Annotated in this window: 17 protein-coding genes; 8 read left to right on the top strand and 9 right to left on the bottom strand. The window is 38.5% G+C overall.

The annotated features are described in order from the left end of the window. The first annotated feature begins 380 nt into the window (after nucleotides 1–380). Together ACYH0O_RS14850 and ACYH0O_RS14845 are read left to right on the top strand one after the other, a co-directional pair. Nucleotides 381–1,451, top strand: a complete 1,071-nt coding sequence (locus tag ACYH0O_RS14850; RefSeq protein ID WP_482629345.1) for an undecaprenyldiphospho-muramoylpentapeptide beta-N-acetylglucosaminyltransferase — start codon at nucleotides 381–383, stop codon at nucleotides 1,449–1,451. 60 nt (nucleotides 1,452–1,511) lie between these two features. Further along, nucleotides 1,512–1,661: a DUF2639 domain-containing protein gene (locus tag ACYH0O_RS14845; protein ID WP_149156810.1), complete on the top strand. Its 150-nt coding sequence runs from the start codon at nucleotides 1,512–1,514 to the stop codon at nucleotides 1,659–1,661. A 183-nt stretch (nucleotides 1,662–1,844) separates the two neighbouring features. On the opposite strand, the gene ACYH0O_RS14840 is transcribed toward ACYH0O_RS14845, so the two are convergent. The 4 genes from ACYH0O_RS14840 to ACYH0O_RS14825 form a co-directional block, all read right to left on the bottom strand. Further along, nucleotides 1,845–2,402 (bottom strand): GNAT family N-acetyltransferase, encoded by a 558-nt coding sequence (locus ACYH0O_RS14840; protein ID WP_149156809.1) that lies wholly within the window; start codon nucleotides 2,400–2,402, stop codon nucleotides 1,845–1,847. A gap of 285 nt (nucleotides 2,403–2,687) precedes the next feature. After that, nucleotides 2,688–3,818 carry an amidohydrolase gene (locus ACYH0O_RS14835; RefSeq protein ID WP_482629344.1) on the bottom strand — a complete coding sequence of 377 codons (1,131 nt, stop codon included), beginning with the start codon at nucleotides 3,816–3,818 and terminating at the stop codon, nucleotides 2,688–2,690. Between the two features lie 63 nt (nucleotides 3,819–3,881). Beyond that, the gene (uptA, locus tag ACYH0O_RS14830) at nucleotides 3,882–4,481 is read right to left on the bottom strand and encodes an undecaprenyl phosphate transporter UptA (RefSeq protein WP_482629343.1); all 600 of its coding nucleotides are present in this window, start codon (nucleotides 4,479–4,481) and stop codon (nucleotides 3,882–3,884) included. Between the two features lie 10 nt (nucleotides 4,482–4,491). Next, entirely contained in the window at nucleotides 4,492–5,271 is a 780-nt protein-coding gene (locus ACYH0O_RS14825; protein ID WP_482629342.1) for an undecaprenyl-diphosphate phosphatase, read from the bottom strand. Between the two features lie 240 nt (nucleotides 5,272–5,511). On the opposite strand from ACYH0O_RS14825, the gene ACYH0O_RS14820 reads away from it, so the two are divergent. The 6 genes from ACYH0O_RS14820 (at nucleotide 5,512) to ACYH0O_RS14795 (ending at nucleotide 10,214) form a co-directional block, all read left to right on the top strand. Then, nucleotides 5,512–5,835 (top strand): DUF4870 domain-containing protein, encoded by a 324-nt coding sequence (locus tag ACYH0O_RS14820; RefSeq protein WP_426892023.1) that lies wholly within the window; start codon nucleotides 5,512–5,514, stop codon nucleotides 5,833–5,835. A 155-nt stretch (nucleotides 5,836–5,990) separates the two neighbouring features. Next, on the top strand, nucleotides 5,991–6,986 hold the full coding sequence (locus tag ACYH0O_RS14815) for a helix-turn-helix transcriptional regulator (RefSeq protein WP_482629341.1): 996 nt from the start codon (nucleotides 5,991–5,993) through the stop codon (nucleotides 6,984–6,986). 102 nt (nucleotides 6,987–7,088) lie between these two features. Then, nucleotides 7,089–7,967 carry a GNAT family N-acetyltransferase gene (locus ACYH0O_RS14810; RefSeq protein ID WP_482629340.1) on the top strand — a complete coding sequence of 293 codons (879 nt, stop codon included), beginning with the start codon at nucleotides 7,089–7,091 and terminating at the stop codon, nucleotides 7,965–7,967. A gap of 156 nt (nucleotides 7,968–8,123) precedes the next feature. Next, nucleotides 8,124–8,999 (top strand): patatin-like phospholipase family protein, encoded by an 876-nt coding sequence (locus ACYH0O_RS14805; protein ID WP_482632579.1) that lies wholly within the window; start codon nucleotides 8,124–8,126, stop codon nucleotides 8,997–8,999. A 142-nt stretch (nucleotides 9,000–9,141) separates the two neighbouring features. Continuing rightward, complete coding sequence (locus ACYH0O_RS14800) at nucleotides 9,142–9,837, top strand: hypothetical protein (RefSeq protein WP_482629339.1); 696 nt, start codon at nucleotides 9,142–9,144, stop codon at nucleotides 9,835–9,837. A 53-nt stretch (nucleotides 9,838–9,890) separates the two neighbouring features. After that, nucleotides 9,891–10,214 carry a four-helix bundle copper-binding protein gene (locus ACYH0O_RS14795; protein WP_482629338.1) on the top strand — a complete coding sequence of 108 codons (324 nt, stop codon included), beginning with the start codon at nucleotides 9,891–9,893 and terminating at the stop codon, nucleotides 10,212–10,214. A gap of 290 nt (nucleotides 10,215–10,504) precedes the next feature. Here the strand turns inward: ACYH0O_RS14795 and ACYH0O_RS14790 are convergent, their stop codons facing one another. From ACYH0O_RS14790 to ACYH0O_RS14770, 5 genes are all read right to left on the bottom strand, one after another. Beyond that, complete coding sequence (locus tag ACYH0O_RS14790; RefSeq protein WP_482629337.1) at nucleotides 10,505–11,716, bottom strand: tyrosine-type recombinase/integrase; 1,212 nt, start codon at nucleotides 11,714–11,716, stop codon at nucleotides 10,505–10,507. A gap of 4 nt (nucleotides 11,717–11,720) precedes the next feature. Continuing rightward, nucleotides 11,721–12,101, bottom strand: coding sequence for a hypothetical protein (locus ACYH0O_RS14785; RefSeq protein WP_482629336.1), 381 nt, complete (start codon nucleotides 12,099–12,101; stop codon nucleotides 11,721–11,723). Further along, entirely contained in the window at nucleotides 12,101–12,697 is a 597-nt protein-coding gene (locus tag ACYH0O_RS14780) for an ImmA/IrrE family metallo-endopeptidase (RefSeq protein ID WP_482629335.1), read from the bottom strand. The genes ACYH0O_RS14785 and ACYH0O_RS14780 overlap by 1 nt, the downstream gene beginning before the upstream one ends. A gap of 65 nt (nucleotides 12,698–12,762) precedes the next feature. Beyond that, on the bottom strand, nucleotides 12,763–13,413 hold the full coding sequence (locus ACYH0O_RS14775; RefSeq protein WP_482629334.1) for a ribonuclease: 651 nt from the start codon (nucleotides 13,411–13,413) through the stop codon (nucleotides 12,763–12,765). An 89-nt stretch (nucleotides 13,414–13,502) separates the two neighbouring features. Next, entirely contained in the window at nucleotides 13,503–13,844 is a 342-nt protein-coding gene (locus ACYH0O_RS14770) for a helix-turn-helix domain-containing protein (RefSeq protein WP_482629333.1), read from the bottom strand. Between the last annotated feature and the right edge of the window lie 135 nt (nucleotides 13,845–13,979).

Below are 13,979 nucleotides of genomic sequence, written 5' to 3'. Positions count from 1 at the left end.
TCCCCTTGAACATATGATAAATTCACTATCATACTGTATCATATTTTCAAGTGATAGAGAGTCAAATATGCATATTAATGGATGACTTCGAGATAATGGGTTTAGAAAAGATTACTTCTCAGGGAGGAAGAAAATGACTTGATGCAGATGTCAGGGTCTCCCCGTCCATCATTGAGAAAGTTTTATTCCAGATGAACCACTACGACGCCGGGCTTGTAACCAACGTTCAACCACGATAGTTGCAGTGATTGACAGAGTTCCGGTTGACGGACCCTATCCTTTTGTCAAAATTTCGTAGTTCTATGACCCAGATATTTTTGGTAAAGTGTATAATGATGAAAGATAAGGTAAGTAGAAAATCGAGTTAGGAGTTTATACATATGAGTAAACGTATTTTATTTACAGGTGGTGGATCAGCAGGTCACGTTACGGTAAACACGGCACTGATCCCACACTTTGAAAAAGAAGGCTGGGAGATAACGTATATTGGATCGGAAGACGGAATCGAAAAGGAAATCATAACAGAACAGTTTCCTCATATTCCGTACGAAAGTATTTCAAGCGGGAAGCTCAGACGATATTTTTCATGGAAAAACTTTTCGGATCCATTCCGGGTGATGAAGGGAGTGTTCGATGCATTAGCTGTCATTCGAAAGACGAAACCAGACATCATCTTTTCAAAAGGGGGATTTGTTTCCGTTCCCGTCGTCATGGCTGCCAAGATTACAAAGATTCCAGTAGCGATTCATGAATCGGATGTAACACCTGGACTCGCGAACAAATTAGCGGTTCCATTTGCCACCAAAATCTTCACCACTTTTCCTGAAACGGTTCAATCACTTCCAAGTGATAAATCATTATGTGCAGGAGCGATCATACGTGAAGAGTTGTTTACAGGAGATGCACGGGAAGGAAAACGATTAACCGGGTATTATGAAGATAAGCCTGTATTGATGATTATGGGTGGGAGTCTTGGTGCAAGAAAAATTAACGAAGCGGTAAGAGGGAATCTGGATGACCTGATATCCCATTTTCAAATCATACACATATGCGGTAAAGGGAATATCGATGAAACTTATACCCAAAAAGGCTATCGACAATATGAATTCATAAAAGGTGAGCTTCCTCACTATTTAGCGATGACAGATTATGTGATTTCGCGTGCGGGATCTAATTCGATCTTTGAATTTCTTGCGTTGAAAAAACCAATGTTACTGATTCCACTATCAAGGGAAGCCAGTCGGGGAGATCAGATCCTTAATGCTAATAGCTTCGTAAAGCATGGATATGCATTAAAGCTGGAAGAAGAAGAGCTGACCGAAGCGAGCTTCCTCGTGAAAGTCAAGGAGTTAAAGGAAAATCGAGATACCTATATCCACAACATGGAAAAAGGTCAAAAAGCTTATACCATACAAGACATGTATGAGGAACTTTCATCTATGTCCCGATAAAAAGTCATTGTACCCTCCTTTAAGCATATAGTATATAAATGGTTGAAGGGGAGAGGTACAATGGCTTATCAATTTTCAAAAGGGTGGTACCTTCAAGAGCTTAAAAAGATGGGAATCAATTATCATCCACTGGAAAAAAGAAAATTGGAAAACTATAAAACCTATGTCGTAAGAAACTTGTATTTCGAGAAAGTAGCGAAAAAGAAATAAAAGTAGGAGCTGCCGTCAACTATGAGCAGCTCCTATTTTTTGTGAGCTATAATAATTTTTCCGGGATAATATCGTTGGTCTTTCAGTTGAAACTGTGAGAGGGTAAGTCTTCATCTTTGGGTATGATATATATTGTTTTTGAAGCAAAAAACCGATTTCCTTATACGGAAATCGGTTTATATCCTATGCTTCCAATGCTTGCTCTTCTTCTTGGGATTGTTGATGCTGATATAGATAAAGAGTGTATAAGTCTTTAGGGATTTCATACAAATCATAAACTTCTTCATGAGAATTTAATTGTTCGTAAAGAGATTTTCTTGTTTCATTCGCTTTTAGGACATAAGGAAGTTTTTCTGCTGCTTTTTGGGAGCGGGTATTCACTTTGCGGATTCTCATGAATATGGTTTCCATTCCTAATTCGAAGAAAAGTTCAGCGAAGAATGCATCTTTGGCTGGTTGATTGTATCCTTTTCCATGATAGGGTTTGCCGATCCAAGTTCCCAGGAATCCAGCATTTTCTTGAATATCAAATAAGTTTATCGTTCCGATCGGGCTGCCCCATTCGTCCAAAATTGTTCGTGAAATGAGTTCTCCACGTTCCTCAGCTTCAATCGTTTGTTTCGTTAAGAATAGGAGCTCCTCATAGGAATGAGCTTTTTGACGCACGAAAGGGAAGACATCCGGATGCACCATCAGGTCATAGAGCTCATGACACTCATGTAATTCACGTTTCTTGATCATAGTAGACCCTCCTTGAGGGCAGTCTACTTGCGTACGATCCCACCCTCGAAATTTTTAAATGGTAACTAAAAAATTTCGGGGTGGGAATCGAACCCACTAAGACCAGTCAAGAAACTGGTGGCGCACCTTTTGCCTTCCCTTCATTACAATCACTCTATATAATAATAGATCGCTTTTTTAGAACAATGTAATCGGAAATATATTATCCATTTGTATCATATACGAAATATCTCAAAAAGGAAATAGGTAAAATGCTAAATTTTGATGAAAATTTTTAACAAATTTCTACATGTTTTGATAAGCGATTTCTCCATTCACAATCGTAATGATGGGCTTTGCCATAAAATGAAATGGGTGGTGGCTCCAAAGAACTAAATCTGCGTCCTTGTTTATCTCGATACTACCGATCCGGTCAGATACACCAAGGTTTCTGGCGGGTAGGATGGTGATGCCTTCAAGAGCTTTATGTTCTGCCAATCCTTCACGAACAGCGATAGCCGCACACATATTTAAGTATTGAATGGGAGTGTATGGGTGATCTGTCGTGATGGATACTTCGACACCAGCTTCCGTTAGTTTTTGATATGTGATCCAGCTTTTGTTTTTAAGCTCTACTTTTGATCTTCTTGTAAAGGTTGGCCCTACTGAAACCATTAAATTCTTACCATGAAATTCCTCAGAAATGAGGTGGCCTTCTGTACAATGCTCGATACGTAAATCCAAATTGAATTCGTCGGCAAAACGGACCGCAGACAGGATATCATCAGCACGGTGAGCATGTATCCGAACCGGGATTTCACGCTTTAAAGCCGATACTAAAGGTGCAACCCTGAGCTCTTCAGGTTGATCGCAATATTTAGCTGAGAAAAATGCTTCTCTAAGCATTCCCATTATGCCCATTCTTGTAATGGAGTCATTGTTGCCGGTGCTATGAATCCGCTTCGGGTTCTCCCCCAGGGCAATTTTCAATCCGGAGGTTTCTTTTATGAGCATCGTACGAATCGTTGAGCCATAGGTTTTGATCACAGAAGTCGTACCACCGATGACATTTGCGCTCCCCGGCATGACATTCACCGTTGTGACACCGTACTTCAGAGCATCTTTAAAACCGGGATCCAATGGATAAACGCCATCGAATGCACGGATATGAGGAGTCATGGGCTCGATGGTTTCATTGGCATCATTACCTGCCCACCCTGTGCCTTCGTCGTATAATCCAAGGTGGGTATGGGAGTCGATGAAACCTGGGAAAAGTAATTTCCCCAGGCAATCATACACTGGAACTTCCCGGGATGATTCTACGCTATGTGAGTATATCTGTTTAATTTTTCCGTCTTTTATGAGTACAGAGCCGTTTTGTATGGGCTTTGATGTGATTGGGTATATGGTTGCGTTCTTTAATAGTATGGAATTCATAGGTAATCCTTTCGTGGGCCTTGTTTCCTTCTTATTTTAAACAATTTTATGAAAAAAAAGAAGTTATTCCTTCCTTTTGTTTCTCCAATAGGAAAAAAACAGATAGAGAAATGTTCCTAACACCGCAATGACACCCAAAGGCTTAATATAACGTACTCCGATTACTTCTATGTGCTCCCAATGAGTACCAAGCTCCATCCCGATGACCATAAACAATAATGTCCAGGGAAGCATGGCTGCAAAGGTATAAAGACTAAAAGTAGAGAGAGGCATGCGGGTGATGCCTGCCGGAATACTGATGGCGTGACGGACTATCGGAATAAATCGAGCGGTGAAAATGACGATGGTACCATGCTTATCAAACCATTTTTCAGCAGCACTTAAATGCTTTTGCTGAATAAGAAGATACTTTCCATATTTTTCGAAGAAGGGGCGGCCACCATAGTAGCCAAGCCAATAGAGAAATAGTTGTGCAAGTGTGCCTCCAATGACACCGCTAAGGAAAGCTCCAATGAAAGATATCTTACCGGCATTCACCATAAAGCCTGCATAGCTTAATACAAGCTCGCTTGGAATCACTTCTATCATGAGAGCAAGTGCGATTCCTAAGTAACCCAGATCAGTTAATTGTGTCAGGATGTGTAAAATCGTTTCATGGTTCATCGTGTTCCTCCTACATGATTCCTGAGTATTGAAGAAAGAGAATCAAGAGCCCTAACGCCCACACGTAGTAAGAGAAAATTTTTAGCGAGTGTTTTTTCAAGAAATTTACCATCGTAAGGATGGCAAAATATCCAAACACTGCGGCACTTACTGTTCCGATGGCTAAACTTGAAAAAGAAACCGCTTCAACAGTTCCTCCTATCATTTCTTTTCCTTGTAGCACGATTCCTCCGATTATGGCAGGGGTAGAGAGAAGAAAGGAAAAATAAGCAGCCGTTTCCCTGTCCAGTTTCCTGAATAAACCTGCCGCAATGGTTAAGCCTGATCTTGATAATGCCGGAAATATGGCTGCTGCTTGAAAGCTCCCGATTACCACTGCATCTGTGTAAGAAAGATCATCCAATTTTTTATAACCATTTTTCACTCCATCTGCAAAATACATAATACATCCCGTTGCAAGAAACTCCCATCCTATGGTGGAACCCGACTTTGAGATTGAGTCGAAGAAATCTTCGAACAAAAAACCAACGATTACAGCCGGGATAGTCCCAATTATGAGAATCCACGATAATTTACTAAAGGGGTGCCTCAGCATGTAGAGAAGTTCCTTTTGATACACAACGAGAACAGCGATCAATGTTCCGATATGAAGCATTGTATCCAAGAAAAGTCCAGCTTCCTCCAAGCCAAAGCTAAGCCTTCCGAGATAAAGGTGACCTGTGCTTGAGATTGGAAGGAACTCTGTTAAACCTTGTATGATTCCCAGAATAAAGGCTTCAAATTTATTCAAATCCACCACTACCTTTCTTCAAATCCACTAAGGACAAACTCCTCTTTTTAACATATATTCCATCCTTTCACGTTTCATGAGAACTGTCCTGAAGTTTGATGAATTTCTCTTTAAGGGTTGTAAAAAAATACGTGATTGGATGAAACTTTCTGACTGAATGAACGTAAATATAGAGGAGGATAGAATCAAACTGCTGTTTACTCTAATTTAGGGTGAGCAGTGAAAAGGAGGAATTTCAATATGCCGACAAAAGATGAAAGAATGATGGCAGCTCTTATTTATATATTAAGCTTCTTCACAGCATTCATTGGACCATTGATCATCTGGCTTATCAAAAAGGAAGAATCAGAGTTTGTGGACTTTCATGGAAAGGAATACTTCAACTTTCTTATTTCATATGCCGTTTATGGTTTGGTAAGCACCATTTTGATGGTGGTGCTGATTGGATTTGTTCTGGCACCTGTCGTGGGGGTCCTGGCCTTGATCTTTACGATATTGGGAGCGATCAGAGCCTATGAGGGAGAGCATTATAGAATTCCGACGATCTTTCGATTACTTAAATAGCAGCTGGGAACTCATGAGCATTCATGGGTTCTTTTTTTCTGTTAATAAGCATTTTAGAAATAAAGTGTTGACAAAAATATCGGAATATTGATAATTTTATAAAAATGTCTTTCCGTTTAGAAGGATAGGTCTGTCACCGAAAGGAGCATGTCAAAATGACGAGGGTAGATAATAAAGAGAGAGTGCTTAGGTTGATGGGTATTTTGAGTGAAGAAACCGATGAGGATCATGAGTTAAGTTTGGATGATATTATTCTGCGTTTTAAGCAAATGTTTGGCCCTGACGTGAAATTGAACAAGAATTCATTGAAAGACGACCTTGAGCATCTTATCAGAAATAATTTCGATGTCACCATAAACCAGGAAAAAGAAGGGCTGCCTAAATATTATAGTCATCAATATCGTCTGTTCGAGCTATATGAACTTCGCATGCTCATCGATGCAGTTGTTTCGGCCAAATTCATATCAAAAAAGGAAACGAGACAGCTGACTGGAAAAATAAAGCAGCTCACAAGTCTTCATCAAGGGAAAAAGCTGCATAATGAAATTCAAATCGATTCCTCCATTAAAAGTGAAAGTCCCTATATTCGCCTCGCTATCCATGATATTCACGAAGCAATAGCAGAACGTAGAATGATTACATTCCAATATGGTCGATACGATGTGAAGAAACAGTTTAACTTAAGCCATGATGGAAAGTTTTATAAAGTGAAGCCCTATGCCCTTTCATGGGCAAATGACTTCTACTATCTCATTGCCTATTTTTTTGAAGCGGACGAAATCCGCCACTACCGTGTGGATCGATTAAGGAATGTAGAAACCCTTTCTGAAACCTTCCCATACGAACCCTTTGATGTATCTAAGTATGTACAATCCACCTTTCATATGTTTGCTGGTGATGAAGAATGGATTAAAGTTTCATTACAAAACCACCTCATCAATGTGATCATCGATAAGTTCGGAAAGGATGTAGACATTCAAAGAGATGGTGAAGACCATTTTATTCTAACAACAAAAGCCCGTGTCAGTAGTGGACTGGTGAACTGGATATTAAATTTTGGCAGTCAGGCGAGGGTCATATCTCCTCCTTCCCTAATGGACACCGTTAAAACGGAAGTGACTAAGCTGTATTCCTTATATCATCAGCCGTAATGAAGCTGCACATTACTACTTACAGCACCTAGGAGGGACGGACCCTGAGTCAAAGGGTTACCTTTTTTCATGTCGAATGGTAATAGAAGGGAGGGGGGCAGCATGATAGAACTTCAATACACTCATAAAGTAAACAAATTGATTCAAAATGCTCATTTGATTGCCGAAAGGAATCATCATACAAGCATACAAAGCATGGATCTGTATTTAGGAGCAGCTCACGTAAAAGAAGGTACTTTAAGGGAGATGTATTTCATTATTGAACCCTATATGAAACAAATAGAAAACATATTTAGTATCATTCCTTCGGAGCCCTCTGATACAGAACGAATTGATCGCTTTTCCATTCCATTATCAACACACGCAAGAAAAATATGGAACACCTCGATTGAAGTTATGAAAAGATACAATCAAACGTTTTTAAACGAAGGTCATATTATTAAAGCGTTTTACACCCATCTACCAGAATACCATCAGCTGCAAAAAGAACTTAATCCAATACCTCATGAAAGGATTATCCGATCTGTTACTACAGCCCGGGATCTGACTGTTTATTTATTGAACAAGGATTGGAGATATGATGTGGACCCTGACTTCCAAATTAGCCCTGTACAGGCTGAAGATGAAAAAGAACTAGTGTTATGGGTCGAGGAGCATTTTGGAGAGTCTTGGTCAAAAACATTGTTACAGGCCTTTCAATCATCAGAAGAATTCATCCCGATTATCAAAGCGGAAGAAAAAGGTGAATTAATTGGATTTGCAGCATTTGATGTGTATAAAAATAAAAAAGGGATTTACGGACCGATGGGGGTTCTCCATGCCACTCGTCATAAAGGAGTGGGAATAGGACTCCTATATAATGCATTACAGTGCATGCAAGAGAAAGGGTATATGTACGCAGTATTAAAAGAAGCTGGACCCATCGAATTCTATGAAAAAAAGTGTGGCGCTAAGCTTATTCCTGTGGAGAATGATGAATGAGAGACCGAGTCGGAATCGTCAAGAATGAAATCAATAAGTGGCTTGATCAGTGAGCAGATTAGTACACATTCTTACTAGTTTTTGGGGAAATATAGTCGTTTATTCGATACCGGTGACGAAAATTCTTGCATCATTAGGGAGGTAGAAAAGAAGATGTTGGTTGAAAACACAGGCCTTGTTCTCGAAGGTGGAGGAATGAGAGGGATATACACGGCGGGAGCATTGGAATACTTCCTGGAAAGAGGCATTGAGTTTCCTTATGTTGTCGGAGTATCTGCGGGTGCATGTAATGCAGCATCCTATTCATCTAAGCAAAAAAATGGACGCAATAAAAAGGTGAATATAGACTTTATCCGTGATCCGAAATATTTATCTTGGCGAAACTATTTGATAACAGGAGAGTTATTTGGAATGGATTACGTGTTTGATGAAATTCCAAATAAACTGGTCCCTTTTGATTTTGAAGCTTTTCACTCTAATTCAACGGAATTTATTGTCGGCACCACTGATTGTCATACAGGGAAACCGGCGTATTTCTCAAGAAGAGACTATGGAGGGGAGCTTCTTACGATTATCCGTGCGTCAAGTTCCTTGCCATTCGTCGCTCCGATCGTTGAATTTGAATCCCGTCATCTTCTAGATGGAGGAATAAGTGACCCTGTTCCCATCGAAAAAGCTGAGCAGGACGGGTTTAAGAAAAATGTAGTCATTCTAACTAGAAACAGGGGTTATTTTAAAAAGCCTTCACGATTTTCTTTCTTTGTGAAAAGGAAGTATCCTCGATATCCTGAATTACATAAAACGATGATGAACCGTTACTTGCGTTACAATCAAACAATCAAGGAATTAGAAACGAGAGAAAAGAATGGGGATGTCCTGATCATTCAACCTCAACATCCATTAAAAGTAAGCCGTATTGAAAAAAATCCACAAAAGCTGGACGAATTGTACTGGCAAGGCTATCATGATGCAGAGGCAAAAGATAAAAAAATAATGGAATGGATTCCCTCAGCCACTCCAGTGCACTCATAACATATAAGCCAACAAATGACAGAAAGTCTTCTCATCTCTTTATTGAGGGTTCTGCAAGCGTTGGCTTTTTTCTATTTGACTGGTCTATTTAAGGGACTTTCACATACATATGATAGAGATTCCTTGAAAGGACGAGCATTTCATGAACCTCTATCAAATCTACAAAAATGAACAATATACGTTGCTATATCGCAGTATCATGTATTTTCTCATAGGTGTAGGAATGCTGATTGTGACCCAACAGTTATATTATTTTCCCCTGTTAATCTTTATACCTGCGTGTTCAAATTTATATCTCAGTTATAGTATGAAGAAGGAGCTAAAGAAAGCGAACCGATTATTATATGAAGAAATACCTGTATCCCGGCATTCATTAGTCGGAGTTCAGACGAAAGAAGGTTCCTATTACTTAAAAACGAATGGATGGTCAGAATACTTTATTCAAAGGACGTCCTTGATCAATAACCCAAAACACTATATGCTTCACCGAAAACATAAGCACCCGCTACCTTTCTTAAAATGGAGCAGAACCATGAAAATCGATAAGGGCGGAGCAGCAATGGTTTTTCACTTGAAATACCAAAGCTCTACTGCTATTGAATGGCGAAGTGATGAGGGTGACACGATTATCCTTTATAAAGGAAACAAACGATGGATCTTGAATTATAATAAAAAAAATTATTTATCCTTACAAAAAGGATATCTCCCTCAAAGTGTTCAAAAGCTCTTTGACTATCACCATAGTTATGTTTCTTTTTATGAAACATATAGCGAAGAACTGGATTGGCTTCTTATTTTCCTTTGGTATGTAGACAGTGATTATTTTCTTACTGCATAGTAATCCTTTTTTTTCATTTGGGTACGCTAATAAGGGACATTTGTGGAGGTGAGATGATGAATGCTGGTTACAAACCATGTTTAACGGCTTTACAACGATGTCTGGAAGCATGTAATGTATGCTATCATGCATCCCTTAAGGAAGAAAAAGCAATGATGATGTGCATTGAGCTGGACCGGGAATGTGCGGATATTTGTTCCTATGCAATTAATGCCATGCAGCGAAGCAGTAAATTTGTTCAACAAATTCTGGTCCTTTGCGCAGAAATCTGTGATGCTTGTGGAAAAGTATGTAATTCTCATGACCAACAGCATTGTAAGGACTGCGCAAAAGCCTGTTTTGAATGTGCGGAAGAATGCAGAAAGCAATTAGCATAGTATATGAAGGATGCTTCTATTAAGTAGAGGCATTTTTTTATCCTTGTCACTCAGCCTGTACATCTTCTTAATGGTCGCAGTCGGGATCAGAGAGGTGTTTGAGCTATCAAAAAAATTTATAAAAATAAAATTTTAGAGCTCCTTACATGATTTCATTTATGAAACTATGATAGAATAATAATAATCGAATAGGTTTCCTTCGGGGCAGGGTGGAACGAAAACACCTTGCCCCTTTATTTATTGCCTATGAAACGTTGATATAAAAGGGTTTTCGAGGAAGGGGAGGAATGCTAATTTTCGGCTTGTTGACGAATTGTTGACGGTTTGAATTTTTCGAACTTCTCAGCTGTCATATCTCGGACCTTTTTTGTGATGTGTCCGTAGACGTCTGTAGTAATTCGTGAACTCGAATGACCAGCTCGTTCCTGGATTGCTTTGATGTTAACCCCTTCTTCGATGAGTAGAGTAATCATGGTGTGACGAAGGTCATGAAGTCTAATCCCTTCAAACCCAAATTTCTTTTTAAATTTTTGCCATTCTCCAGTTGCTGTTTGAGGGTAGAAGGGGATCCCTACACCGCCATGAAAAATGAATTGTCTGTCTTCGCCTTCCCACAATTCTCCCATCGTTAACTTGTCTTTTTTCCATTCATGGTGGTACTCTTTTAGTTCAGCCATATACCAAGAGGGCATGGAAACAAATCTTGTAGAGCCTGACTTAGTATCCTTTATAACAGGCTGTTTGTTTTTGAACATAGGTATATTTTTATTAACATGTATAAGGTTATTCTCAAAATCCAAATCTGGCCACTCCAAGGAAATGATCTCGCCGCGACGCAAACCACCAATCATCGCAGTTAAAAAATATAATCTCCAGGTTTGGCTAATATTTTGTAGAGCATCAATCAGACGGATTGCTTCATTTTCGTCAAGATAATTCATTTCCTTTTTCTTTATTCTTGGCCTTTTAATCTTTTTCATTGGACTTTCTTTTATAAGTTGCCATTCTTCTGCTCGATTGAAGATGCTTCTTAATACTTTATCAATTTGATAAATAGTTGAATCCGAAAGACCGCCAGCTTTACCGTCTTTTCTGCTATTTTCAGATGTTAAATTATCCAAGTAATTAATTACATGGATAGTCTTTATCTGATCCAACCTTAAATGACCAATTGAAGGTATTAAATGATTTTTTGCTAAAGATACTTGTTCATATAGAGTTTTTTCGCCCAAGTTTTTAATAGCAAATTTCGTTTCCCATTCTTTGATAAATTGTTCCATTTTCATCTTATCAGGAGAGATGTAAGCGCCTGATTCTACTTCCAATTTAAACTTTATCAATTCAGACTGAAGATAGTCATTCAACCTTTTGGTTGTCTTCAGTAAAGCCTGGTCCTGGATTCGTATCGTCTTTGTCTTTCTAAGACGACGACCTTTTGAATCATAACCACTTTCAACAACTAACAAAAATGAGTTATCTCCTCTTTTTTGAATGCTTGCCAAGTAATCACCTCATCAACATAAAAGATTTTGTTCTTTCATTCGGTAGCAGCTGCAGCACCTCATTTAAATCCTCAGAACAGACAATGAACTGACGAACTAGGAACGGGTCAATGCCCAATAACTGAATCCGTTCTTTCATCCTGATTAAATTTAGACCTAATAAGTGTGGGGAATCCTGCCGCCTTATAAAATCCCTCATATAGATTGATGTACTTATGATTGAATCATCAAATTGACATCTTTCAACATGTTCGAATGGGGAAATTGGTTCAAAGAAGTAATGGTCATCGTCCCACATGATCTCACCTGCTTGGAAGGTAAGAACATACCAGTAGGGAACAAGCTTTTCATTCACGTATTCTTTATAAACTCTCTGTTGCGGCATTATTGGTGCACTCCTTTTCTTTTATTGATAATCTGTTGAAGCTTGTCCAATGTCCCATTCGTTTCTTCTGAATATGGTCCTGCCTTTGGGTACATAGCTTCCATATATTTTCGATGTTCTTCATCCGATTTTGCTTGGAGGAGCTTTCTTTTGAATTGCCTTAATCTTTCGCGGGCAAACGCTTCTGTAACACCGAATTCATTTGATATGAATGGGACGCCAGCTTCTACATCTAAGAAATTACTGATTTCGTATCTTAGAACCATGAAAGTAGGTATACAAAAATAAAGAGAGAAGTTTTTTGCTTTTGCTTCTTGAAATAGTAAATACTCCTTGTTCATAGCCAACTGGTTGCCATCCTGTCGGTATAGATGACAAAGTTCATGAGCAAAATCCTCCCATTGTTCCTGTGGGGAAAGTCTTTCATCAATAATAATTTCTCCATCATAGATTCGACTGCTGAATTTTTGAAAATGTACATACAGACCTAACCTTGCTGCTATCTCCAAAAAATCAAGTTGATGAGGATGGTAAATACCGAGACGAGAATAAAATTCTTGAATCCAGTCATCTACCAAAGATGTGAAAAATGTCATATTACATCTCCTTTACGCGAATGTATGTTCGGTTTATGAGTGAAAAGAAAAGCCCAAAGAGGGCATTATTCATCTTTTTCTTCAAGTAAACCTAGTTTACTTTCTATTGTTGTGATGGATACTAATGCAGTCAACATCTTTTGATCAGCTATTTCAACGGATTTCTTAGCCTCTTCCAATCTGGATTCAAGGTCTGCTACTCCATTAATTGCTTGTAAGATAGCGTTAGCAGCATTTCCTCTGTAATTTGCAGCCGAAGACATATTGATTCTGTATTCTTCCAATTGTTCTTGATACTCGGGGTTGATGGAATTGGAATCAATTGCACTTATGCGTTTTGATAGTTCACTATACTTTTCGCTAACGATTTCCATGTCATCTTTTAAACTAACAATATCAGGTTGACCATTCGCATTAGAAATCTTCTCCCAGGGTGACTGCCAATTTTCAGTCCATATGCTATCAAACTCTTTAGTGATTTCCTTAATTTCTGATCTTATTTCATAAGTGTAGACATCATCGGTGTTAACTTCTTTATTTTTTGCTTTTTTTGCATCTTCTTTCGTTTTATCCTTAATATTATTTTCTTTGCTCTCTTCTTTGGGTTGATTTGAAGATTGCTCATCGCCATTTCCGATATCAATAATAAGGGCAATAATGACTATTAAAAATAAGACTGAAATCCCAAGACATCCCATTTTAAAGAATTTTTTCATCCGTTTTTCCTCCTGGTATAAAATAAAATTATGTAATAATGGAGTAAACACTCCATTAAAACTCGAAAATTATAACACGCCTAAGCGTGTTATTTTTTATCTCTCTCCTTAATGAATTCCCAAAAACGAATAAGCTCTTCAATTTTCTCTTCTGGAGCATCCATTAAATCCTTAAAGAAAATTTGTTTCTCTGGATTTAATAGCTCTTTCCACATTTCTGCGCTTGTATTTTCTTGTTCTTTTCCTGTTAACAAGTAATCAATTGATACTTCAAGAAACTCGGAAAGTTTACTAAGGGTTTCATAGTCTGGTTGTCGGCTACCCCGTTCATAAGCTGTGTATGCCGGTCTTGTAATACCTAAATAATCCGCAACTCTTTGTTGAGTGTAATTTTTCTTTTTCCTTGCATATGTAAGTCTATCAGCGAACAAGGGATCACCTCTCTTCTAGAATATATTTTACAGTAACAGTTAGTTACATCAAAGAGAGTGTAACGAATCGAAACTTTTTTCGGCTTATCTGTTGACAATGTAACAAAGTGATACTATTATAAATGTAACGAATCG

This window comes from Rossellomorea sp. H136, assembly GCF_056838065.1.
Note: the sequence above shows the minus strand (reverse complement) of the source record. Positions and strands in the feature narration are given on the sequence as shown.